The organism is Variovorax sp. W1I1 (assembly GCF_030815625.1).
Classification (GTDB): Bacteria; Pseudomonadota; Gammaproteobacteria; order Burkholderiales; family Burkholderiaceae_C; genus Variovorax; species Variovorax paradoxus_C.
This window is the reverse complement of record NZ_JAUSWZ010000001.1, coordinates 3973383-3994381: the sequence shown is the minus strand read 5'-3', so window position 1 is coordinate 3994381 and position 20999 is coordinate 3973383. Positions and strand designations below refer to the sequence as shown.

Annotated in this window: 27 protein-coding genes and 1 tRNA gene; 12 read left to right on the top strand and 16 right to left on the bottom strand. The window is 64.5% G+C overall.

Annotated features, from left to right (window positions below; translation table 11 throughout):
- Positions 1–6: 6 nt before the first annotated feature.
- Both efp and earP read right to left on the bottom strand, forming a co-directional pair.
- On the bottom strand, positions 7–561 hold the full coding sequence (gene efp, locus QFZ83_RS18755) for an elongation factor P (protein WP_013540402.1): 555 nt from the start codon (positions 559–561) through the stop codon (positions 7–9).
- A 182-nt stretch (positions 562–743) separates the two neighbouring features.
- Complete coding sequence (gene earP, locus QFZ83_RS18750; protein WP_307508941.1) at positions 744–1853, bottom strand: elongation factor P maturation arginine rhamnosyltransferase EarP; 1110 nt, start codon at positions 1851–1853, stop codon at positions 744–746.
- An 86-nt stretch (positions 1854–1939) separates the two neighbouring features.
- On the opposite strand from earP, the gene QFZ83_RS18745 reads away from it, so the two are divergent.
- On the top strand, positions 1940–3391 hold the full coding sequence (locus QFZ83_RS18745) for a M20/M25/M40 family metallo-hydrolase (protein ID WP_307508938.1): 1452 nt from the start codon (positions 1940–1942) through the stop codon (positions 3389–3391).
- A 42-nt stretch (positions 3392–3433) separates the two neighbouring features.
- Here the strand turns inward: QFZ83_RS18745 and ggt are convergent, their stop codons facing one another.
- Complete coding sequence (gene ggt, locus QFZ83_RS18740; RefSeq protein ID WP_307508936.1) at positions 3434–5479, bottom strand: gamma-glutamyltransferase; 2046 nt, start codon at positions 5477–5479, stop codon at positions 3434–3436.
- Positions 5480–5621: 142 nt separating this feature from the next.
- Here ggt and uvrC point away from each other — a divergent pair, with 142 nt between their 5' ends.
- From uvrC to QFZ83_RS18725, 3 genes are read left to right on the top strand one after another with little or no spacing between them, the layout of a single operon-like run.
- Positions 5622–7592, top strand: a complete 1971-nt coding sequence (gene uvrC, locus QFZ83_RS18735; protein WP_307508933.1) for an excinuclease ABC subunit UvrC — start codon at positions 5622–5624, stop codon at positions 7590–7592.
- A 48-nt stretch (positions 7593–7640) separates the two neighbouring features.
- Positions 7641–8207 (top strand): CDP-diacylglycerol--glycerol-3-phosphate 3-phosphatidyltransferase, encoded by a 567-nt coding sequence (gene pgsA / locus QFZ83_RS18730; RefSeq protein ID WP_042578517.1) that lies wholly within the window; start codon positions 7641–7643, stop codon positions 8205–8207.
- The gene (locus tag QFZ83_RS18725; protein WP_307508930.1) at positions 8204–9100 is read left to right on the top strand and encodes a DMT family transporter; all 897 of its coding nucleotides are present in this window, start codon (positions 8204–8206) and stop codon (positions 9098–9100) included. Before pgsA ends, QFZ83_RS18725 begins: the two co-directional genes overlap by 4 nt.
- Positions 9101–9103: 3 nt before the next feature.
- Here the strand turns inward: QFZ83_RS18725 and QFZ83_RS18720 are convergent, their stop codons facing one another.
- A complete protein-coding gene (locus tag QFZ83_RS18720) occupies positions 9104–10072 on the bottom strand; it encodes a LysR substrate-binding domain-containing protein (protein WP_307508926.1) in 969 nt (322 codons plus the stop codon).
- Between the two features lie 70 nt (positions 10073–10142).
- Here QFZ83_RS18720 and QFZ83_RS18715 point away from each other — a divergent pair, with 70 nt between their 5' ends.
- The 5 genes from QFZ83_RS18715 (at position 10143) to QFZ83_RS18695 (ending at position 14042) form a co-directional block, all read left to right on the top strand.
- Positions 10143–11054 (top strand): alpha/beta fold hydrolase, encoded by a 912-nt coding sequence (locus QFZ83_RS18715; RefSeq protein ID WP_307508923.1) that lies wholly within the window; start codon positions 10143–10145, stop codon positions 11052–11054.
- Positions 11051–12136, top strand: a complete 1086-nt coding sequence (locus tag QFZ83_RS18710; RefSeq protein ID WP_307508920.1) for a tartrate dehydrogenase — start codon at positions 11051–11053, stop codon at positions 12134–12136. The genes QFZ83_RS18715 and QFZ83_RS18710 overlap by 4 nt, the downstream gene beginning before the upstream one ends.
- A gap of 234 nt (positions 12137–12370) precedes the next feature.
- On the top strand, positions 12371–12643 hold the full coding sequence (locus QFZ83_RS18705) for an HU family DNA-binding protein (protein ID WP_007830705.1): 273 nt from the start codon (positions 12371–12373) through the stop codon (positions 12641–12643).
- Positions 12644–12669: 26 nt separating this feature from the next.
- Positions 12670–12745: transfer RNA gene (locus QFZ83_RS18700), tRNA-Val, on the top strand.
- A gap of 172 nt (positions 12746–12917) precedes the next feature.
- Positions 12918–14042, top strand: coding sequence for a tyrosine-type recombinase/integrase (locus QFZ83_RS18695; protein ID WP_307508918.1), 1125 nt, complete (start codon positions 12918–12920; stop codon positions 14040–14042).
- On the opposite strand, the gene QFZ83_RS18690 is transcribed toward QFZ83_RS18695, so the two are convergent.
- Positions 14007–14243, bottom strand: a complete 237-nt coding sequence (locus QFZ83_RS18690; RefSeq protein ID WP_280809798.1) for a helix-turn-helix domain-containing protein — start codon at positions 14241–14243, stop codon at positions 14007–14009. The genes QFZ83_RS18695 and QFZ83_RS18690 overlap by 36 nt on opposite strands.
- 107 nt (positions 14244–14350) lie before the next feature.
- On the opposite strand from QFZ83_RS18690, the gene QFZ83_RS18685 reads away from it, so the two are divergent.
- Positions 14351–14998 (top strand): hypothetical protein, encoded by a 648-nt coding sequence (locus QFZ83_RS18685; RefSeq protein ID WP_307508915.1) that lies wholly within the window; start codon positions 14351–14353, stop codon positions 14996–14998.
- Positions 14999–15006: 8 nt separating this feature from the next.
- Here the strand turns inward: QFZ83_RS18685 and QFZ83_RS18680 are convergent, their stop codons facing one another.
- From QFZ83_RS18680 to QFZ83_RS18640, 9 genes are all read right to left on the bottom strand, one after another.
- The gene (locus QFZ83_RS18680) at positions 15007–15795 is read right to left on the bottom strand and encodes a hypothetical protein (RefSeq protein WP_307508912.1); all 789 of its coding nucleotides are present in this window, start codon (positions 15793–15795) and stop codon (positions 15007–15009) included.
- A 45-nt stretch (positions 15796–15840) separates the two neighbouring features.
- Entirely contained in the window at positions 15841–16182 is a 342-nt protein-coding gene (locus QFZ83_RS18675; protein WP_307508909.1) for a hypothetical protein, read from the bottom strand.
- Positions 16179–16301: a hypothetical protein gene (locus QFZ83_RS18670; protein WP_307508907.1), complete on the bottom strand. Its 123-nt coding sequence runs from the start codon at positions 16299–16301 to the stop codon at positions 16179–16181. The genes QFZ83_RS18675 and QFZ83_RS18670 overlap by 4 nt, the downstream gene beginning before the upstream one ends.
- 49 nt (positions 16302–16350) lie before the next feature.
- The gene (locus QFZ83_RS18665) at positions 16351–16623 is read right to left on the bottom strand and encodes a hypothetical protein (protein ID WP_307508904.1); all 273 of its coding nucleotides are present in this window, start codon (positions 16621–16623) and stop codon (positions 16351–16353) included.
- Positions 16623–16823, bottom strand: a complete 201-nt coding sequence (locus QFZ83_RS18660) for a hypothetical protein (protein ID WP_307508903.1) — start codon at positions 16821–16823, stop codon at positions 16623–16625. The genes QFZ83_RS18665 and QFZ83_RS18660 overlap by 1 nt, the downstream gene beginning before the upstream one ends.
- A complete protein-coding gene (locus QFZ83_RS18655; protein ID WP_307508900.1) occupies positions 16820–17170 on the bottom strand; it encodes a hypothetical protein in 351 nt (116 codons plus the stop codon). The genes QFZ83_RS18660 and QFZ83_RS18655 overlap by 4 nt, the downstream gene beginning before the upstream one ends.
- Before the next feature lie 4 nt (positions 17171–17174).
- Positions 17175–17384 carry a hypothetical protein gene (locus QFZ83_RS18650; protein ID WP_307508898.1) on the bottom strand — a complete coding sequence of 70 codons (210 nt, stop codon included), beginning with the start codon at positions 17382–17384 and terminating at the stop codon, positions 17175–17177.
- 646 nt (positions 17385–18030) lie between these two features.
- On the bottom strand, positions 18031–18360 hold the full coding sequence (locus tag QFZ83_RS18645) for a hypothetical protein (RefSeq protein WP_307508896.1): 330 nt from the start codon (positions 18358–18360) through the stop codon (positions 18031–18033).
- 82 nt (positions 18361–18442) lie between these two features.
- Positions 18443–19114 (bottom strand): LexA family transcriptional regulator, encoded by a 672-nt coding sequence (locus QFZ83_RS18640; protein ID WP_307508894.1) that lies wholly within the window; start codon positions 19112–19114, stop codon positions 18443–18445.
- Between the two features lie 73 nt (positions 19115–19187).
- On the opposite strand from QFZ83_RS18640, the gene QFZ83_RS18635 reads away from it, so the two are divergent.
- The gene (locus QFZ83_RS18635) at positions 19188–19412 is read left to right on the top strand and encodes a hypothetical protein (RefSeq protein ID WP_307508891.1); all 225 of its coding nucleotides are present in this window, start codon (positions 19188–19190) and stop codon (positions 19410–19412) included.
- A gap of 23 nt (positions 19413–19435) precedes the next feature.
- Here QFZ83_RS18635 and QFZ83_RS18630 read toward each other — a convergent pair whose 3' ends face one another.
- The gene (locus QFZ83_RS18630) at positions 19436–19729 is read right to left on the bottom strand and encodes a hypothetical protein (RefSeq protein ID WP_307508887.1); all 294 of its coding nucleotides are present in this window, start codon (positions 19727–19729) and stop codon (positions 19436–19438) included.
- On the opposite strand from QFZ83_RS18630, the gene QFZ83_RS18625 reads away from it, so the two are divergent.
- On the top strand, positions 19728–20030 hold the full coding sequence (locus QFZ83_RS18625) for a phage regulatory CII family protein (RefSeq protein ID WP_307508885.1): 303 nt from the start codon (positions 19728–19730) through the stop codon (positions 20028–20030). The two genes, QFZ83_RS18630 and QFZ83_RS18625, sit on opposite strands and share 2 nt — an antisense overlap.
- Here the strand turns inward: QFZ83_RS18625 and QFZ83_RS18620 are convergent.
- Positions 20010–20948: an IS481 family transposase gene (locus tag QFZ83_RS18620; RefSeq protein ID WP_307508883.1), complete on the bottom strand. Its 939-nt coding sequence runs from the start codon at positions 20946–20948 to the stop codon at positions 20010–20012. The two genes, QFZ83_RS18625 and QFZ83_RS18620, sit on opposite strands and share 21 nt — an antisense overlap.
- Between the last annotated feature and the right edge of the window lie 51 nt (positions 20949–20999).

The following is a 20999-nucleotide window of genomic DNA, read 5'->3' as shown; positions in this document are numbered from 1 at the left end:
GAACGCTCAGACGCGCTTGCGGTATTCGCCGGTGCGCGTGTCGATTTCGATCTTGTCGCCTTGCGCCACGAAAAGCGGAACGCCGACTTCGAAGCCGGTCGCGATCTTGGCAGGCTTCATGACCTTGCCCGAGGTGTCGCCCTTGACGGCCGGCTCGGTCCAGGTGATTTCGCGCTCGACGCTGGTCGGCAGTTCGACCGAGATGGCCTTGCCGTCGTAGAACACCACTTCGACAGCCATGCCGTCTTCCAGGTAGTTCAGCGCGTCGCCCATGTTCTCGGCTTCGACTTCGTACTGGTTGTACTCGGCGTCCATGCAGACGTAGAGCGGATCGGCGAAGTAGGAGTAGGTGCAGTCCTTCTTCTCGAGCACGATCTGGTCGATCTTGTCGTCGGCCTTGAAGACCACTTCGGTGTTGAAGTTGGCCACCAGGCTCTTCATCTTCATGCGCACGGTGGCGGAGTTGCGGCCGCCGCGGCTGTATTCGGTCTTGAGGACGACCATCGGGTCCTTGCCGTGCATGATGACGTTGCCGGCGCGGATTTCTTGAGCGATTTTCATAACAGGTTCTCTGGATGTTGGCCGCTCGGTGCACGGGGCCTTCTGCGACATCCGGCGACGTTCGAAACGTTTTTGCCGGTGTGGCGGGCCCCGAGGTACAGGTCTTGCGGCGGTTTTGCAGGTTTGGCGGAGAGCATCTCGGGTCCTGAGGGCCCGGGCCGAAATCCGCAAAGCCCGCTATTTTAGCTTTTTTGGGCGATCAAATGCCGCAGTTGGACGACCAGATCGTCCTGTGCGTACAGCCTGTCGCGCGCCGCCCGAGCCGTTTGCCGCCACGGACCCTGCGTTTCCAGGGGCGGCAGGGGCTTGTCGTCGAAGCCGTTCCAGACGTGGTGAAAACGCCTCAGCGAGGGCGGGGCGCCGAGCCAGTCGAGCCAGGCGTTCAGCTTGGCGTGGTGGGCGTCGTCGTCCTGCGGATAGATCTGCCAGACCAGCGGTGCGCCGGCCCAAAGCGCGCGCACGAGCGAATCCTCGCCCCGCACGAAGTTCAGGTCGCAGGACCAGAGCAGGTGGTCGAAGTCCGGCTGCGTGAGATAGGGGAGGTATGAAATCGATAGCGCGCCATGCCCATGGAGGGTGGGGTTCTCAGGCGAAATATTCGAAAAGTGCGCCTTCACCGCGGTGGCTGCGCGGCCCGCCGTCACCAGCAGCCGGGTGGGCTCGGGGCCTTCTGCCAACTGCGCGAGCAGCGCCGCCAGCGCGGGTGGTTCGTAGCAGAACAGGGAGACGAGGCGCTCGTTTTCTTTCCAGGGAATCTGCTGCGCCGCGAGCCAGGAGGCGCGATCGAAACCGGCCTGGCGTTCCGCGAGATCGGGCTCGCGCAGCAGTCCGCCGGTGGCGGGCGTGAAGCCGGGATAGAAAAAGCGCTTGGTCAGCCCCGCGCCCGGTCCCTTGAACACCGGCGAGGGCAGGCCGTGCAGACGCTCGACATACGGCTCGGCCGACAGGTATTCGAGATTGATCCACGCCCGGTGCTCGCCTTCAGCCGTGGCCCCAGCGGCAAAGCGTGCGACGAGTTCCGGCGCCGGCTCGCAGCCGAAGGCCTCGATGAGCACATCCGGCACCGGCCCGGCCACGGCCGCTCGCACTGCGACGGGGTCGCTCCAGTCGATCACCTTCACGCCATCGCAACCCGCGGGCGCCATCCAGTTCAGCGCCGTCCCGTCGTCGATCCAGAGCCGCACTCGTTCGCCCAGCGCGGCCAGTTGCCTGGCCAGCCGCCAGCAGACGCCGAGGTCGCCGTGGTTGTCGATGACCTTGCAGAAGATGTCCCATTGCATGTGCGTGCCCATGGTCGCGAGTGTGCCTGTGCCGGGAGGCAATTCAGGGCTCGGCTTGCTATGCTGGCCGTCACAACAACCCCGGAGAGAGAAAGACCATGAGGATGCAGACCCGTTCGCAGTTTTCCCTTCGTTCCGCCAGGACCGTGCTCGCTCTGTCGCTGGCCTTGTGCGGCATCGCCGGCATGACCGGTGCGTCGGCCCAGACGAGCATCGCGCCGGCATCGCTCACGCCGCAGCAGCAGCGCTTCCACGACATATATAAAGAGCTGATCGAGATCAACACCACCCATTCGACCGGTGACAACACGCTGGCCGCGCGCGCCATGGAAAAGCGCCTGATCGAATCGGGCTTCGCGCCCGGCGACATCCAGATCTTCGAACCCTTCCCGAAGAAGGGCAACCTCGTGCTGCGCTTCAAGGGCAACGGCAGCAAGAAGCCGCTGCTCCTGCTGGCCCACATCGACGTGGTCGAGGCCCGGCGCGAAGACTGGAAGACCGACCCGTTCAAGCTGCAGGAAACCGGCGGCTACTTCACCGCGCGCGGCTCCATCGACGACAAGGCCATGGCCTCGGCGCTGGTGTCGGTGCTGGGGCAACTCAAGCAGGAAGGCTTCAAGCCCAGCCGCGACATCATCCTGGCGCTCACCGCCGACGAAGAGCGTGGCGACGCGCTCAGCAACGGCGCCTTCTGGCTCATCAGCAACAAGCCCGAGCTGCTGCAGGCCGAATTCGGCATCAACGAAGGGGGCGGCGGCGAACTGCGCGGCGGCAAGCCGAACCTGCACCGCATGCAGGTTGCCGAGAAGATGTACACGACCTACATGCTGGAGGCGCGCGACGTGGGCGGTCACAGCTCGGTGCCGACGAAGACCAATCCGATCTACGCGCTCTCCGCTGGGCTGGAGCGGCTGGGCAACTACGCGTTCCCGATCAAGCTCGCGGACGTCACCAGGACCTACTTCGCGCGCAGCGCCCCGTTCGCCACCGGCCAGCTCGCCGACGACATGCGCGCCATCGGCACCGGCAATCCCGACGCCGGCGTGCTCGAACGCATGACGGCAAACCCGGCCTACAACGCGCAACTGCGCACCACCTGCGTGGCGACGATGGTGCAGGCCGGCCATGCCGAGAACGCGCTGCCGCAGTCGGCCAAGGCGACGGTCAACTGCCGCATCCTGCCGCACGACGATCCCGAGGAAGTCGAGCGCCTGCTGACCCAGGCGGTGGGCAACGACAAGATCGTGGTGCGCAACATGGGCAAGCCGCTGCGCAGCCCGGCCTCGCCGCTGAACGGCGACCTCGTGAAGACAGTGGAATCGCTCACGCAACAGATGTGGCCGGGCGTGCCTGTGGTGCCCGCGATGAGCACCGGTGCCACCGACAGCCGCTTCCTGCGCAATGCAGGCATCCCGATGTACGGCGTGACCGGCATGTTCCTGGAGCCAGCCGATGCGCGGGCGCACGGGCTGGACGAGCGCATCGAGATCCAGCGGCTGTACGACGGACGGGAGTTCCTGTACCGGCTCGTTTCGGAAGTCGCGAAGTAAGCGGAAAAAAGGGGCGCTGCGATCGCAGCGCCCCTCGTTCGGTCAAGGCGTGAAGGTATCGCCCAGCACGATGCCTTCGCGCCGCGGGTCCGCGCCGCCGGTGAGCACCGATTTGCCGCCGACGTTCGTGCGGATGATGGTGCTGATGCCGCTGGACTGCGGCCCGAAGTTCACCGTGTGGCCGAGTGCGCGCAGGCCGGTGATCAGCGGATCGTTGTTGCCCGAGTTCGAGGTGTCGATGGCCGGGTGCTCGCCGCCCACGTTGGTGTTGGGGCTGTTGGTCGCACCGAAGTCCACCAGCGAGGTCGCCTGCTGCGCATCGAGGCCCCAGTCGAGTGCGCCGACCACGGTCTTCACCACGTACTGGATGATCGTGCCGCCGCCCGGCGAGCCGGTACCCATAACGAACTCGCCCATGCTGCCGCCGCCGTTCTTCTTGAACACCAGCGTCGGCGCCATCGTGCTGCGCGGACGCTTGCCCGGGGCGACGCGGTTGGCGACCTTGATGCTTGGGTCCTTGGTGTCGTTCGGGTCGGCCGAGAAGTCGGTCAGCTGGTTGTTCAGCATGAAGCCCTGCGTCATGTGGAACGAACCGAGCGTGCTTTCGACCGTGGTCGTCATCGTCACCACGTTGCCTTGTTTGTCGACCACGGTGAAGTGCGTGGTGCCGTGCTCCTCGGTCTTGTCGATGCCCAGGGGCACGCTGCCCAGATTGCCCGCCGTTGCCGTGCCCATGCTCTTGGACAGGCTGATGAGGCTCGCGCGCTGCTGCAGGTAGGGCTTGTTGAGCATCGTATCGGGGGAGCCGCCCGGCAGGGGGATGAAGTCGGTGTCGGCCACGTATTTGTCGCGGTCGGCGTAGGCCAAGCGCTCCGCCTCGCTCACCAGGTGCACGCCCATCACCGTCGGCTTGCCGCCTTCGATGTCGATGGCAGTGGGCTTGTACAGGCCCATGTTGAACGTCTCCAGGATGCCCAGCGCCTGCACCACCGCGATGCCGCCAGAAGAGGGGGGCGACATGCTGCAGACGTAGTAATCACGGTAGGTGCCGCAGACCGGGTCGCGGCGCTTGGCCACGTAGTTGGCCATGTCGGCCATGGTCGTCTTGCCCGGGGTGATGGCGGAGCCGTCGACGGCTGCCGTGACGGCGATCTTGTCGACGATGGCCTGCGCAATCGGGCCGGTGTAGAAGGCATTGGCGCCCTGAGTGGCGAGGGTCGTCAGCGTCTGGGCATAGGCCGGATTCTTGAGCTTGGTGCCCAACGCCTTGGGCGTGCCGTCGGCATTGAAGAAATAGGCCGTGGCCTCGGCGTCGCGCTTCAGGTTGGCTTCCGAAGAGGAGATCGCGGCGGCCATGCGGCCACCGATCGAGAAGCCGTCCGACGCGAGCGTGATGCCGTAGCTGAAGAGATCCTTCCACGGCAGCTTGCCATGATCCTTGTAGGCGATGTCGAGCATGCGCACCGCACCCGGCGTGCCGATGGAACGGCCGCTCGCGCGCAGCGGCGAGGGCTTGGGCGTGGTCTTGTCGCTGACATCGTCGATGTAGCGCAAGTAGTTTTCGGTGGCCGCAGCCGGCGCCATCTCGCGCCCGTCGTAGGCCTGTACCTTCTTCGTCTTCGCGTCGTAGTGCAGCATGAACGCACCGCCGCCCAGGCCGCTCGATTGCGGCTCGACCAAGCCGAGCACGGCCTGAACCGCCACCGCCGCGTCGACCGCGCTGCCGCCGGCCTTGAGCACGTCGCAGCCCGCGCGCGTGGCCAGCGGATGGTTGGCCACCACCATGTAGTTCTTCGCGTAGACCAGTTTGTGGCCGAGCACATAGCCCGAGGCGGGTTCAGGCGCGGCGGGGTCGCCCGGATTGCCTGAGCCCACCACGACCGGGCTGCCGCTGTCACCGATCAGACAGCCCTCGGCGGCTTCGGCCGCAGCCGCAGCTTCGTTTGCGGCGTTGGCCGCGACGATCGCCGCGATCAGCGCAGCGTCGTTGTTCTGTCCACCACCGCCGCCGCCGCAGCCCGCCACGGTCAATGCAAGCGCCAGGGGTGAAAGTACCCACCAGGCGCGCGCCTGGATCTTCTTCGTCATGGAATTCTTCCCTAATGGTTTTGATGAAACGACACGGGCGCTCCTCGCGCCCGTCTTCATCATCAGCACATTTCATTCCAGCCACCTCGGGGTTTGCGCGCAGCTTGCGACGCGGGTTCCGCGTGAAGCCACAATAGCCGCCATGTCAGACGTGCATTCCGATCAACTGCTCAGCGAGGTCGCGGCGCTGCCGCAACTGCCGGGCGTGTACCGCTACTTCGACGCCGCCGGCGCGGTGCTCTACGTGGGCAAGGCGCGCAACCTCAAGAAGCGCGTCGCCAACTACTTCCAGAAGAGCCACGGCGGCACCCGCATCGGCCACATGATCTCGAAGATCGTGCGAATGGAGACCACCGTGGTGCGCTCCGAGGCCGAGGCGCTGCTGCTCGAGAACAACCTCATCAAGACGCTCAAGCCGCGCTACAACATCCTGTTTCGCGACGACAAGAGCTACCCCTACCTGAAGATCGCGTCGCACGCGTTTCCGCGCCTGGCCTATTACCGCGGCTCGGTCGACAAGAAGCACCGCTACTTCGGCCCGTACCCGAGCGCCTGGGCGGTGAAGGAGTCGATCCAACTGCTGCAGAAGGTGTTCAAGCTGCGCACTTGCGAAGACACGGTGTATGCCAACCGCACGCGGCCTTGCCTGCTGTACCAGATCAAGCGCTGCACCGGCCCCTGCGTCGGCTACATCACGCCCGAAGCCTATGCGCAGGATGTGGCGAGCGCCGAGGCCTTCTTGATGGGCGACACGCAGCTCGTGCTCTCCAAACTCGAGCAGCGAATGACGACGCACGCCGAGAAGCTCGAGTTCGAGCAGGCGGCCGAGCTGCGCAACCAGATGTCGGCGATCTCGCGGGTGCTGCACCAGCAGTCGATCGAGATCGCCTCGGACAAGGACGTGGACATCCTCGCGGTCAAGGTGCAGGGCGGCAAGGCCTGCGTCAACCTCGCGATGGTGCGCGGCGGGCGCCATCTGGGCGACCGGCCCTACTTTCCGGTGCACGTGGAAGACGCCGCGCAGATCCACCATGGCGAGATGGATGCGGAAGAGGGTGTCGAAGCAGTCGCGGCCGATCCCATCGAAGTGCAGGTGCTCGAGGCCTTCATCGCCCAGCACTACATCGACGTGCCGGTGCCGGCCACGCTGGTGCTGAGCCACCTCGTGAGCCGCGAACTGATCGAGGCGGTCTCGCAGCAGGCGGGCGGGCGCGTGACGGCGGTGTTCCAGCCGCGCGAGCAGCGCCGCCACTGGCTCGAGATGGCGGAGACGAATGCGGGCCTGCAGCTGGCTCGCCTCTTGGCCGAAGAAGGTTCGCAGCAGGCGCGCACCCGTGCGCTGGTCGAGGCGCTCGAGCTCGCCTGCGACGACCTGGACAACTTCCGCGTCGAATGCTTCGACATCTCGCACACGGCCGGCGAAGCCACGCAGGCCTCGTGCGTGGTGTTCGAGCACCACACGATGCAGAACAAGGAATACCGCCGCTACAACATCGAAGGCATCACGCCGGGCGACGACTACGCCGCGATGCGCCAGGTGCTGCACCGCCGCTACGGCAAGCTGGCCGAGGCGATGGCGGCCGAGACCGACGCGCTGCCGCCGGGCGATGCAGAGAGCGAAGGCATAGAGGGCAGCGAGGCGTCGCCCAAGACCCGGACCGCGCGCATGCCCGAGCTGGTGCTGGTCGACGGCGGCAAGGGCCAGGTGTCGATGGCGCGCGAGGTATTCAGCGAACTGGGACTGCCGCTGTCGCTCATCGTCGGTGTCGAGAAGGGCGAGGGCCGCAAGGTTGGCCTCGAGGAACTTGTGTTCGCCGACGGCCGCGAGAAGGTCTACCTCGGCAAGGATTCGGCGGCGCTGATGCTGGTCGCGCAGATCCGTGATGAAGCGCACCGCTTCGCCATCACCGGCATGCGGGCCAAGCGCGCGAAGGTGCGCGTGGGCGGCAGCCAGCTGGAAGACATTCCGGGCATCGGCCCGAAGCGCCGGGCGCGGCTGTTGCAGCGCTTCGGCGGCATCCGCGGCGTGGCCGCGGCGAGCATGGAAGACATCGCCTCGGTCGAGGGCATCGCTGCCGAACTGGCCGAGGAGATCTACAAGGCTCTGCACTGAGAGACGAGCCAAGCTGCGGGGTCATCCCGCCATGACACAATCGCCCGCATGTTCTGGACCCTACCGACCATCATGACCTGGACGCGCATCGTCGCGATCCCTTTGATCGTCGGCGTGTTCTACCTGCCGATGGCCGAGCCGATGCGCAACCTGATCGCCACGGTCATGTTCATCGTCTTCGCGGCCACCGACTGGCTCGACGGCTACCTGGCACGCAAGCTCAACCAGACCTCGGCCTTCGGCGCCTTCCTCGATCCCGTCGCCGACAAGTTCCTCGTGTGCGCCGCACTGCTGGTGCTGGTGCACCTTCAGCGCGCCGATGTGTTCGTGGCGCTCATCATCATCGGCCGCGAGATCGCCATCTCGGCGCTTCGCGAATGGATGGCGCGCATCGGCGCCGGCAAGAGCGTGGCGGTCCACATGATCGGCAAGGTCAAGACGACCGTGCAGATGGTCGCGATTCCCTTCCTGCTTTATGACGGGCACTTGTTCAAGGTGATCGACACCGGCCTCTGGGGCCAGTGGCTGATCTGGATTTCGGCGGTGCTCACCGTCTGGTCGATGGTCTACTACCTGCAGAAGGCCATTCCGGAGATCCGGGCCCACTCCAAATGACGGCGGCGGCCGCCGGACCCGGCCCGGGCGGCTCGGGGTGGCTGCGGGCCATGCCGGCGGTCTTCGTGCTGATCTGGAGCACGGGCTTCATCGTTGCGCGCTATGGCATGCCCTATGCGCCGCCTCTCAAATTCCTCGCTGTGCGCTATGCGCTGTCGCTCGTGTGCTTCGGCATATGGGTCGCGCTGGCGCGGGTCGCTTGGCCGAAGGAGCGTTCGCAATGGGGCCACCTCGCAGTCACGGGCGTGCTGATGCAGGCGGGTTATCTGGGTGGTGTCTGGGCCGCGGTGCACGCGGGCATGGGCGCGGGCCTGGTCGCGCTGCTGGTCGGCATCCAGCCGGTGCTCACCGCGATCTGGCTTTCGTTCAATGGCGGGCGAATTTCGAAGCGGCAGTGGGTCGGACTGCTTCTGGGCTTTGCGGGCCTGGTCCTCGTGGTCTCGCGCAAGTTCGGTCAGGGCACCGAGGTCAGCGCGCTGACGATGGCGCTCACCGTCTTCGCGCTTTTGTCGATCACGGCGGGCACGCTGTACCAGAAGCGCTTCGTCGCACCGTGCGACGTGCGCAGCGCGAGCGCAGTGCAGATGGCGGCAGCGCTGCTCGTGACCTTGCCCTTTGCTGCCATGGAGTCGCAAGGCATCGAATGGAACGCGCACTCGACCGGCGCGATGGCCTGGTCGGTGCTGGCGCTGTCACTGGGCGGCAGTTCGCTGCTCTACATGCTGATCCAGCGCGGCACGGCCACGGCCGTCACCAGCCTGCTGTACCTCGTGCCGCCATGCACGGCGGTGATGGCGTGGCTGCTGTTCGCGGAGCCGATCACGCTGGTGACGCTGCTGGGCATCGGGCTCACCGCGATCGGCGTGAGCCTGGTGGTGCGCAGCGAGCGCTGAACTTCAGCGCGCGCCCGTCTTCCCAGTCTTCGCCGGCTTCCACGGCTCGCCGCGAAACTGCTCCGCGAGGTGATCGACCAACAGCCGGACGCGGCGCGGCGTCTTCGGCCGCCAGGGCGCGACCCAATGGATGTCGGCATCGGGCATCGTGTACTGCGGCAGCACGCGCACCAGTTCGCCGCTGGCCAGTTGCGGCGCGATGTCCCAGAGGCTGCGCAGCATGACGCCGTGGCCCGCCATGCACCAGTCGCGCACCATCTCTCCCGAATTGCTCGCGAGCGGCCCCTGCACACGAACACGCGCGGTGCTGCCGTCGCGCACATGGCGCAGCGTCCAGAGTACGAACTGGCGCTGGTTGACCTCGCCGTTCTCGCGCGCGACCAAGCAGGCGTGCGAGGTCAGTGCGTCGACCGTGGCCGGCATGCCGTGCTGTGCGATGTACGAGGGCGCTGCCGCCAGCACGCGCTGGTTGCGCGCGATGCGCCGCGTGACCCAGTCGGCCGCACGGTGCTGCTGCACGGCCCACAGCCACAGCGCGCCGTCGTAGCCTTCGGCACCGAGGTCGGGGAGTTGCTCGGTCAGCAGCAGTTCGATCTGCAGCGCGGGGTGCCGGGCCTGGAAGGCAGCGAGTGCCGGCCCTAGCCAGCGCCTGCCGAAGCCGAAGGTCGCGGCAAGGCGGATCGTGCCGACCAGTTCGTTCTGCCGCTCGCCGAGTTCGCTTTCGAGTGCTGCAAAGCCTTCGAGCAGCGCACGCGCATGCAGGCACACCGCCTCGCCTTCGGCAGTGACGTTGAGGCGCCGTGTGGTCCGGTCGAACAGACGTTGACCAAGCCGAACCTCGAGTGCGCCGAGCCGCTTGGTGATGACGGAGGGCACGACGTCGAGCGTGGCGGCCGCGCCGGCGAGGCTGCCCTGGTCGCGAATCGCCAGCACCAGTTCGAGATCGCTGCGTTCCAGCGAGGATGGATTCATGCCGATCCGGAAAGTATGAATTGGCTGATTGTTGCTTGATGATCGCGAGGGCGCAACGCACAATCGTTCCGTGCCTGCCTCCTTCCTCACATTCCCCACCTTCGACATCGAGCGCGACGGCGTGCGCATCCATGGCCGCATCGGCGGCAAGGGCGCACCGCTGCTGTTGCTGCACGGCCATCCGCAGACGCATGCGATCTGGCATCGCGTGGCACCGCAATTGGCCGAGCAGTTCACCGTGGTCGCAGTGGACCTGCGTGGCTACGGCGACTCGGGCCGGCCGGCGGCCGATGCCGAGCACGCGGTCTACAGCAAGCGCGAGATGGCGCTCGATGCACTCGCCGCTATGCGGCACCATGGCTTCGAGCGCTTCGGCGTGCTGGCGCACGACCGCGGCGCACGCGTGGCGCACAGGCTCGCGGCAGACCATGCCACTGCGGTCGAGCGCATGCTGCTGCTCGACATCGCGCCCACGCTCGCGATGTACGAGAACACTTCCGAGGCGTTCGCAAAAGCCTATTGGCACTGGTTCTTTCTGATCCAGCCGCCGCCGCTGCCCGAGGCGCTGATCGCCTCAGATCCGGTGCGCTATGTGCGCAGCGTGATGGGCGGTCGGCACGCAGGCCTTGCGCCTTTCGCGCCCGAGGTGCTGGCCGAGTACGAACGATGCGCCGCCATCCCCGGCACGGCCGAATCCATCTGCGAGGACTACCGTGCCTCCGCCACCATCGACCTCGTGCACGACCGCGCGGACCTCGCCGGCGGTCGCAAGCTCGCGCAGCCGCTGCGCGTGCTCTGGGGCGAGCACGGCGCGGTGGGCAAGTGCTTCGATGTGCTCGCGCTGTGGCGTGCGTGCGCCAACGACATCTCGGGCCGCGCGCTGCCGTGCGGCCACTACGTTCCCGAAGAAGCCCCGGCCGAACTGCTCGCCGAGGCGCTCGCATTCTTTTCACCCATCCAACAAGCAGGAGCCACTCCATGAGCACCCACAGAATCGCAGTCATCGCCGGCGACGGTATCGGCAAGGAGACCATGCCCGAGGGCCTGCGCGTGGTCGATGCGGCGGCGCGCAAGTTCGGCATCGACCTGAAGTTCGACCACTTCGATTTCTCCAGCTGGGACTACTGCGAGAAGCACGGCAAGATGCTGCCCGACAACTGGAAGGACCAGATCGGCGGCCACGACGCGATCTTCTTCGGCGCGGTCGGCTGGCCCGAGAAGATTCCCGATCACATTTCGCTCTGGGGCTCGCTGCTGCTGTTCCGCCGCGAGTTCGACCAGTACATCAACCTGCGCCCCGCACGCCTCATGCCCGGCATCGTTGCGCCGGTGGTGCGCCGCGACGGCACGCCGCGACAGCCCGGCGAGATCGACATGTATATCGTGCGCGAGAACACCGAAGGCGAGTATTCGAGCATCGGCGGGCGCATGTACGAAGGCACGCCGCGCGAGATCGTGGTGCAGGAAACCGTGATGTCGCGGGTGGGCGTGGACCGCGTGCTCAAGTTCGCGTTCGAACTCGCGCAATCGCGGCCGAAGAAGCACCTGACGAGTGCCACCAAGTCGAACGGCATCTCGATCACCATGCCCTACTGGGACGAGCGCGTGGCCGAGATGGCGAAGAACTACGTCGGCGTGAAACTCGACAAGTTCCACATCGACATCCTCACCGCGCACTTCGTGCAGCGCCCCGACTTCTTCGACGTGGTGGTGGCGAGCAATCTCTTCGGCGACATCCTCTCGGACCTCGGGCCGGCCTGCACCGGCACCATCGGCATCGCGCCGAGCGCCAACCTGAACCCCGAGCGCACCACGCCGTCGCTGTTCGAACCGGTGCATGGCTCGGCGCCGGACATCGCGGGCAAGGGCATCGCGAACCCGATCGGGCAGATCTGGTGCGGCGCGATGATGCTGGAGTTCCTTGGCCACAAAGAGGCGCACGATGCGATCCTCTCGACCATCGAGAAGGTGCTCGCGCCCCAAAGCGGAGCACCGCGTACACCGGATATCGGCGGCACCGCGAGCACCAGCGACCTCGGAAAGGCAATCGCTGAAGCGCTTTGAAAAGTACTTCACGAAACGTGCCGAAAAGTGCGCGACGAAACGCCCCTAAAATCGCGCGCTCCGCTGTTCTGCATGCCGTCGTGTCTTATTGACACCCCGCAGGGCAGTGGTTGTAATCCTCGCTGGCAGCGCGCTGCCGAGGCGTCAGGCCTGCCAAGCTCTTGAGTCGCACCCACCCGCGGCCAGGTCGCAGCTGACGAAAGCCGACCAACTTTTTCTCTACAAGGGGCCCTTGTGAACAAGACCGAACTGATTGAGCACATCGCAAAGAACGCCGATATTTCCAAAGCAGCTGCCACCCGCGCGCTCGAATCCACCATCGGCGCCATTCGTACCACGCTCAAAAAGGGCGGCTCCGTTTCGCTCGTCGGTTTCGGCACTTTCGCAGTAGGCAAACGGGCCGCCCGCACCGGCCGGAATCCCCGCACCGGCGACGCGATTAAAATCAAGGCAGCCAAGATTCCGAAGTTCCGTCCGGGCAAGGCGCTGAAAGACGCGCTGAACTGAGACTAGACTCGGAGAGTATTCCGGTGGGGTGCTTAGCTCAGTTGGTAGAGCGGCGCCCTTACAAGGCGTAGGTCGGGGGTTCGAGCCCCTCAGCACCCACCACCATGAATGCAATGAAATCAAGGGCTTAGAGCGATCTAGGCCCTTTTTCTTTGCCTGTATCGCCCACTTCTAGGGGAGCCAATAGGAGCCTCTGCCAACCAAAAAGAGCCACTTGCCAGCCGCGCGAATCGCGTAAAGTGCGTAGCTTCACGGTGCAAAAGACGGAGCGGTTATGGCGGGGAAAAGGCAGCGGCCCAACGGGTGGGAATACGTCATCAAGCGGGCCGGGCTACTCGACAAGCCGATCTATCTCACATTTGCCGATGAGAAGGAAGGCGACGCCTTCGTCGCTCGCACGGAGAAACTGCTCGACAAGGGGATCATCCCGACAGAGCTACGCGCACCGTCGCGCATCGACACCATCGCCGATCTTGTGCGCGAGTACGAGCGCGACGCGCATCCGAAGGAGAAGGATCGAGGCGCCCTCGGGACGATCATCGCGGCGAAGGGCACCACGCGGCTAGCCAGCATCGATGCCGGATGGGTGGATGACTGGATCTCCGAAATGAAGCGCGTGGACAAGCTGAAGCCGGCAACCATCCGGGCGAAGGTTGGAGCATTGGCGCGCTGTACGGATTGGGGCATGCGAAAGGGGCATCTTTTGTTGCCCGATCACCCCTTGCGAACACTCCCCGATGGCTACGCCCAGTACACGAAGACGGACGCAGCAATCGCCGGCGAGGCGCGCGTCGATGAAGAGCGCGACAGGCGGCTTGAGCCTGGCGAATTTGAGAAGGTCTCGGCCGTGATCGTAGCCGGCGTGCTGCCGCGTAAACAGCGTCCGCTTGCTCTGGATGACCCGAAGGCCTTGTGGTGCATGTTCGTGCTTGCTGTTGAGTCGGCAATGCGGATGCGCGAGATGTTCACGCTGACGCTGGATCAGGTGGACCTTGCAAAACGCACGGTGTTCCTCGACAAGACCAAGAACGGCGACAAGCGCCAAGTTCCTTTGTCGAGTGTCGCGATGGCGACTCTAACGGCCTATCGCGATCTACGGGTGGCCGCGGGGGTCAAGGGGGGGGATGTGTTTTTTCCGTGGTGGGATGGCGACACCAGTTCAAAAAAACTTGGCAAAACCTCTGACTATCTTTCGAAGCTCTACATCGGGATCTTCGAGGCGGCCAAGTGCCCGGGCCTAAAGTTTCACGACCTGCGCCACGAGGCGACGAGCCGTCTTTTCGAAAAGACGACTCTCTCGGAGACGCAGATCATGAAGATCACCGGGCACAAGTCGCACCGCATGATGATGCGGTACGCGAACCTACGTGGCAGCGACCTGGCTGCGCGCCTTTGGTGAGCGCAGCGGCTGGCGCATGCGCCGCGCGGTCTCGTTGACGATCTTGCGCTCGATGTAGTCGAGCACGTCTTTTGTCAGCATCACCCATGCGCGCCCGATCTTGGCAGCGCGGATGTCGCCGCTGTTGATTAGGTCGAGCACTGTTTTCGGATGCACCTTGAGCAGCTCGGCCGCACCGAGCACGTCAACCGTGAGGTTCACTTGGCGAGTCCTTTCGCCGCTCCTGGTGGCTCGACAGTCGCGAATGGTGCCCCCTCGTGTCCCCTCGAAGGGCGGGCTACCATCCGCGCAAATCGAGGAGAAGCGAAATGCCTGCTGTTGCCGAATATTGCCTTGTTGGAATCGACTGGTGGCCCCTCTGCATGACAAAAGCAGAATGGTCGGGTTGGGTGCAAGCGATCTTCTCGGTTGTCGCCATCGCTGCGACGGGAATCTACATCTACTGGCAACACAAAATGGAGCTTGCTCGTAGCCGCGGAGACGACGCGAGCCGCCGCCTCAGGCGTCTTGACTCCATAGTTGAACTCACCTTCGCGAATTCCCTGTTCGTCCGCTACGTCGCACTTCAGTTCAAAGATCGGCAATCTATCGACGACGTTCGAGAGGGGCGCGCCGGACTTGATGTGTCCGAAATCGACGACCTTGGCAATTTCACGGCGTCCATTCCGTTGCACGATCTCGACGATGCGGTGGTTGTTCGGCGTGTATTGCTTGCGACTCAGAACGCTCGCGCTGCGAGAAACATGGTTCGACGAGCCATGCGCGACTTTCGCGGACTGAGTGCTGACTCTTTCACAAACATCGCGGCGACAGTGAATGAGTGCGCCAGGCAATGCGAGGAGAGCTACAAGGTTCTCGACCAACGAGCGACGGACTATGCACAGCAAGAGGGATTGGAGAGGGCTATCAAGCAGCAAATGACCAATCCGCAAATTGCAGCGGTAAATGGCAAATAGGCGCGTACTCATGCGTCTCCTTCGCAGGCCTGTTTGCGCATGCTCTGTTTTGAAGCCGCAGGACGGTTCCACTCAGGCATCAACATGCTGCGTCCGCCGATGTGGAAACTCATCTCGTTGCGATCAAGCCCAAGTTCGCGTGCGATGAAGAGCGACAGCACCTCGGCCTGAAGCTGGCGCACGTCGTGGGCATTGGTGATGACGGCCTCGGGATTGAAGCGGCTACCGTCCGTTGCGCTGATGTGTGCGCCTTCTGCTGAGCCGTCGTGTCCTGGCCGGATGACTTGCCAGAGCACGGCGCCAGCCATGCGCAGCGCGTGAGCTTCGTTGTCGAAACGCACGTCAGTGACCACGAAGCGAGTCTCACCAGCGCGGCGGTAGTCGGCGAGGCGCTTGATGAGCTGCGCGGTCCAGTAGCGCGGCGACTGCGCGCGACGGTACTCGGTGCCCCACCATTGCAGGATCTGCCGCGGGCTGCGTGGTTCGTCGAGCCACGCGTCGCTGAGCGGCGTGCGGTGGTTCGGCGCGGCTGCGCTCAAGGACAGGATCACGGCCGCGAGGAAATCGTGCGGCGCGCGGCGCATGCGAAGCGCAACCGTCGGGACGTTCTTCAGATGCGGGTTGCTGAGGTCGGAGAGCGAGAGGTCGAATGCATTCGCCACCTCGCCGCGCAGCGCGTCAGCGAAGGCGAGTTTGCGAAAGCGCGCATGCGCGACGAGCAAGTCGGCGACGGTGTCCTTGCCGACTCCAGCGTGACCAGTGAGCGCGAAGAGATGGTGAAGGGCGGGCCGATTCACCGGCGGTGTGAGAGTGTTCATGTGTCCGGGTCGTGGGGGGATGGGCTACGCGGTTTGAGCGGCAGCAGGGGCGCGTGCGGGCAGCAGCTCGCACGAAGAGATGGCGGCGTGCGTTTCCGGCGACATGGCGCCGGGCATCGCGCGTGGGTTGGAGAGCACCAGGCGCAGCGCATCGCCGGCTTTGAGGTCTCTGTGCTGCGCACGCCACGCCGCAGCGGCCGGGCCAACCCAGCGCGTGACGTAGACCTCGACCGCGCGCGGCCCTTGGTTGTCGATGAGGCGCATCTTCAAAACGAACTCGCCTTGATCGGACGTGTGTTCGCTCACGGCGGGACGTCCGGGGCGGTCCTTGCCAACGAAGAAGACGCCGGTTGTCGTGGTCGTCATGGTGTGCTCCAGCCGTAGACGCACATCGCGGCCAGCACGATGGGCAGGACGATGAAGACCGCCAGCGCGGCAGCGGTCGCGAGGAAGCCTGGAGCGGGCGCGACAGGTGATGCCCTCATGAGGCCAACGCCGGTGTCTTGGAGCGAGGTCGAGCGCATGGCCGGCCTTTCAGAAGGGGCAGCGCAGGGCAGGGCGCCCGCGCGTGGTCAGGACGATTTCGAGCGCGATTTCGGTCACCTCTTCGTCAGAGGCGCCGTGTCGGCTCGCGAGCAGTGCCGCACTCATCGGGTTGCGCTCGCAGAACGGCGAACCCGGGCGGTGCTCGTAGTGATAGCCGCCGCACCGGCACAGCCGATGACCGGTTTCGCGCAGGTGCTGCGTGAACAAGCCATGGCTGCGCCGCCGCGTGCGGCACTCGGGGCAGCGGAAGAGGAATGCCATCAGGCAGCAACCCCTGCGGCCCGCAGCGCGTCAATGCGCGCGCGTTCGAAGGCTTCGATTTCTTCCGACAGCGAGGGGTGCTCGCTCGACAGGAAGCCGACCACGTAGTGCCAGTTCAGATGCCCGCACTCTTTTCCCGACTTCATCGCGCGAACGAGGGCCTGAGCTGCGGTCGTGCGCCGCACACGGGCCGTCTTCATGCGTCACCTCGCGCGGAGAGGCTGAGCGCGTCAATCTCGCCGTTGAGTGCGCGGGCACGCTCTGCAAATGCGACGGCCATCGGGTGCGCCGGGGCGTCTTCGATGTAGGCCTCGACGGTCGCGTCGGAGATGCCTGGCAGGCTGATGCTGCCGAGCTTCAGCGCCTTGTCGGCGAGCGGCACGCCCATGGCCTGCCACGTCGAGACGCCAACGGCGGGGCAGCGGTAGAACGCCTGGCGGCGGCGGCCGGTCGTGCGAATCCAGATGTCCACGCGCGCCGAGCGGGTCGCAACGTAGCCCGGCCCTACGCGGCTGCTCGTGGCGTGGTGAGCTTGAACGCGGGCCACGTCTTCAGCCCTCGATGCGGGTCGCGTCGATCACCGGGCAACCGGTGACTTGCCGTGCGATGTCGAGAGCCTGCTCGGCGTTGGCCGCGAGGAACTGCACGAACGGCGCGGCACCAGTATCCGAGGGGTTCAGGTGGCCGAGGGCGTCGCGCGGCGTGTAGCTGCAGCGATAGCGCCGAGAGGCGCGGTCTGAGGAGTCGGTTCTAGGCTTCAAGTTAGTCTTTCGTAAGTTTGCTGACGGTCAAGTGTAAGCAAGCTAACGATTGACGGCAAGTGAGCTAACTGAAATTTAGTGTGCTGACGAAAACGAGATGCCGAAGCTTTCCCTGCGCGTGATGCCGCCTCTGGCTGAAGTTCTGGCCGAGCTATGAAATTCGGGCTATAAAGGAGGCGGTGGGCCGAGTTGCGCCCTCCTCCAATTGCGTTATGAGCGCAGGACACAATGGGCGATGCCCTAGGAACGCCGTGCAACCTGTTGTGGGTTGCCGCATTAGTTGCGTAAGTCCCGCTCGCCCTGATTTTTTGATAGCCCGCTAGCAGCGGGCTTTTTTGTGCCCGCTCTCAGCGGGTTTCGATAGCCCGCCTTCGCGCGGGCTTTTTTTGGACAACACCATGCGCAAGCTTTTCAAGCTGGCAAAAAGGTGGGTTCCGCTCTTGGCCGGTGTTAGCACCGTGCTCAAGAACGTGGCCGACCTGATTGCAAAGCTCACGAACTAAGCCCGCGTGACCTGTCTGACTTCCTGATCTAGAAGCCAGGCTGTCATCGCCAAGGAGCGTTTTGACAGTCAAGGCCCAAGCTCGCCCAAAATTTGCCGTGAGACGCGTGTAGGTGGCCTAGCCCGGGCCGGCGTCCGCGCCGGTTATATCTTCGCGTGCATCACGCGAGAAAGCTGTTTGTTGTACGCGCTCCAGTCCGCGGCTGACTCGGTGGGCATGCATCCGTCGTCATAAAAGTAAATGACTTTGGGAGCACCGGCTTTGTCGGTGATGACGTTTACCGCAGCTTTGGCAATTGCTGCCACGGTTCTGGCGTGAAGCTTTAGCCGGGCAGGATGGGTGTCATAGTCCACCCATTCTTTGCTCATTGTGCCGAGCGGCTTGTAGTTCCGATTGAGGACGAGCCAGCTACCGTCGCTTGCCTTCTCGAGGCAATACGGCAGATGGGTGTGCGCAACAAATCCGAGTGGCATAGGAGCGTTCCGAGGGTGGAGGAGATGAACGACGCTGAGTATGCGGCTCGGCTTTTCAACTGCACTCGGGGCGACTACTAGGTTAGTCCGGCCGCCACTTGCTGGAGCTGACCACGGCCGCGACGGCGTGAATCGCCTCTATCTCCGCGAGGTCGAACGTCAGGCGCTCTTGCGTGTTGACGCTTAGAACCTCAACCGAGGAGCTTCGGCGCACCAAGAGCTCTTTAACCATCTTCCTGCCATCCCGGAGCTTCAACAGCACGTACTCGCCGGTTTGCGGCGTGCCGTTCGGCTCGACCAGGACATACCAACCGTCGCGGATCGCTGGGAACATGCTTTGTCCACGTACACGCAGTCCGTAGGCATTGGGATCTTCTGTCGCTATCTCGATGTGCCCATCTCCCGCTCCCACTACGGAGCTGATCTCTTCGTAATAGCCATCGCTCCCCATCTTGGCTGTGCCAACGATGGGAACGAACCTGGCTTGCTTTGGCCGACCCGCAAACTCGGGTCCGTCTTGCGATGCCGAGGCGGCATCGACCTTTTTCTGCCCTTTGCCCTTCGCGAGCCACAAGGCGCTGAATCCGGTAAATCTCTCCAGCAGCACAGCTGGCTCGATCTTCAAGCTCTGAGTTTCCCCGCTGAGCCACTGCGAGACGGCAGAGCTTGATACGCCTGCTTTCCCGCTGATCTCGCCCACGGTCCAACCGGTCTCGCGGACCAGTTCCTGCATGCGTTCTTGGAGGGTGCTCATGTAAGTGTAATTACAGCTTAAGACGCCGTAAGCGCACTTTTGGCGAATAAGTAAGCGTGCTAACATGCCGCTTATGAAGAAATCTCGCGCTCTTGAGTTGTTGGGCGGGTCCGTGGGTGCGGCGGCCAGATCCATCGGTCGCATCTCCTCGGCCGCCATCTCTCAATGGCCCGAGGATCTGCCGCCGCGAATTGAGGACCGGGTGCTTGCAGCACTGGCCCGCAAATACCTGCCGCCCGAAATGATTGGCGAGGCGAGCGCGGCGGAAGGCCGCAACGGTGGGGGCGCCCATGTATAGCGCTGCGCGTGCAGGTGCGCGCACTACGACAACCATCCCGACGACGGCCGTAGCACGTCTACGGCGGGCGCAAGCACGCGCTCGCACAGCTGCGCCATCGCGGCGCGTTGACGCAACGCCTGCAGCCCTTGGGCGCCTGCGCTTGCCGTCGTTATCTCAATCCACGCCGCAATCGTCTCCCGGTTCAAGTCTGGTTCGACCTCCAGCAGTAGCACGAGCTGCTGCAGGAATTGCTCGATGGCGTCGATGCGCTCCGCCAGCGTCGGAGCAGGACTCGCTTTCGCGAGGCAGTGGCTTGTTTTCTCTGAGGTCTGCATGAGAACGAATATCTCGCTGGACGAGGCGCACGGCTATGGCGCCGATGAGCCCATTCCCGACAAGCTGCGCGGCCACGATGCCGCAGTCGCAGCCTATGACACGGCGCACGGCTACGAGGGCGGCATTGCTGCCCTTGCCAAGCGCATGGGGCACAACCCCAACACCTTGACGCACAAAGTCAACCTGCAGAACGCGACCCATCACCTGACACTGCGTGATGCCATCGATATGCAGTGGCAGAGCCGGGATTTTTCCATCCTCCACGCGATGGCCGGCGAGCTAGGTGTCGAGTTGCAATAGGTTATTCCCGCTGAGTCGGGAAGCTGGTGGCCTGTAGCCCAATGCGGAGTGCGGCCTCCTGGCGTTGTAGTAGTTCAGAAACGCAGGCAGCCATGTCGTGCGTTCTTTGCTGTTGGCCCAGACACGGCCATAGGCCCATTCGCGTAGACAGGTCTGGATGAATCGCTCGGCCTTGCCATTGGTCTGTGGGCGATAGGGCCTGGTGAAGGTATGTTTGATGCCCAGTGCCTGGCAAGTCTTGGCGAACAGCCGCGAGCGATAGGCCGAGCCGTTGTCGGTGATCAGGCGCTTGATGGTCACGCCCAAGGCCGCGTAGTGAGCCACGGCCGCCTGCAGGAACGCCACGGCCGAGCCCTTGCGCTCGTCGTCGCGCATCTGCACGAAGCCCGCTCGCGAGTGATCGTCAATGGCCACGTGAGCGAACTCCCAGCCTGCGCCCCGCGTGGCATCGCGACGATCGCCTGTGACGCGGTGGCTGGGCTGCACGATGCGCCCGAGCTTCTTGGTGTCGATATGCAGCAGCTCGCCCGGCGCTTCTCGCTCGTAGCGAACGATTGGTGCAATGGGTTCCAGGGCCTTCAGGCTGGACAGCCCCAGGCGTGCGAGCAGGCGGCTGACCGTGGACACGCTGCGCCCCACGATGGTGGCGATGCGGCGCATGGGCATGCGCGAGCGGCGCAATTGCTCGATGCGCTCGTGCAGCGCAGCGTCCAGGCTCGTGCGCGTCCTGGCCGGGCGCGAGCTGCGATCGTGCAGGCCCTGCACGCCGCCCTCCAGGAAGCGCTTGAGCCACTTGCGCGCGGTGCGCGGGCTGATGCCTGCCGCCTCGGCGGCAGGCATCAGCCCCATTCCTGCAATGCGTTCGACAAGCAACTTGCGACCTTCCAATGTCAATCTGGCATTCTTATGGCTGTTCATCCGGTGGGATTCCTCTGAGATCCTGAAGCGTGGTAACTCCAGTTTCCCAGA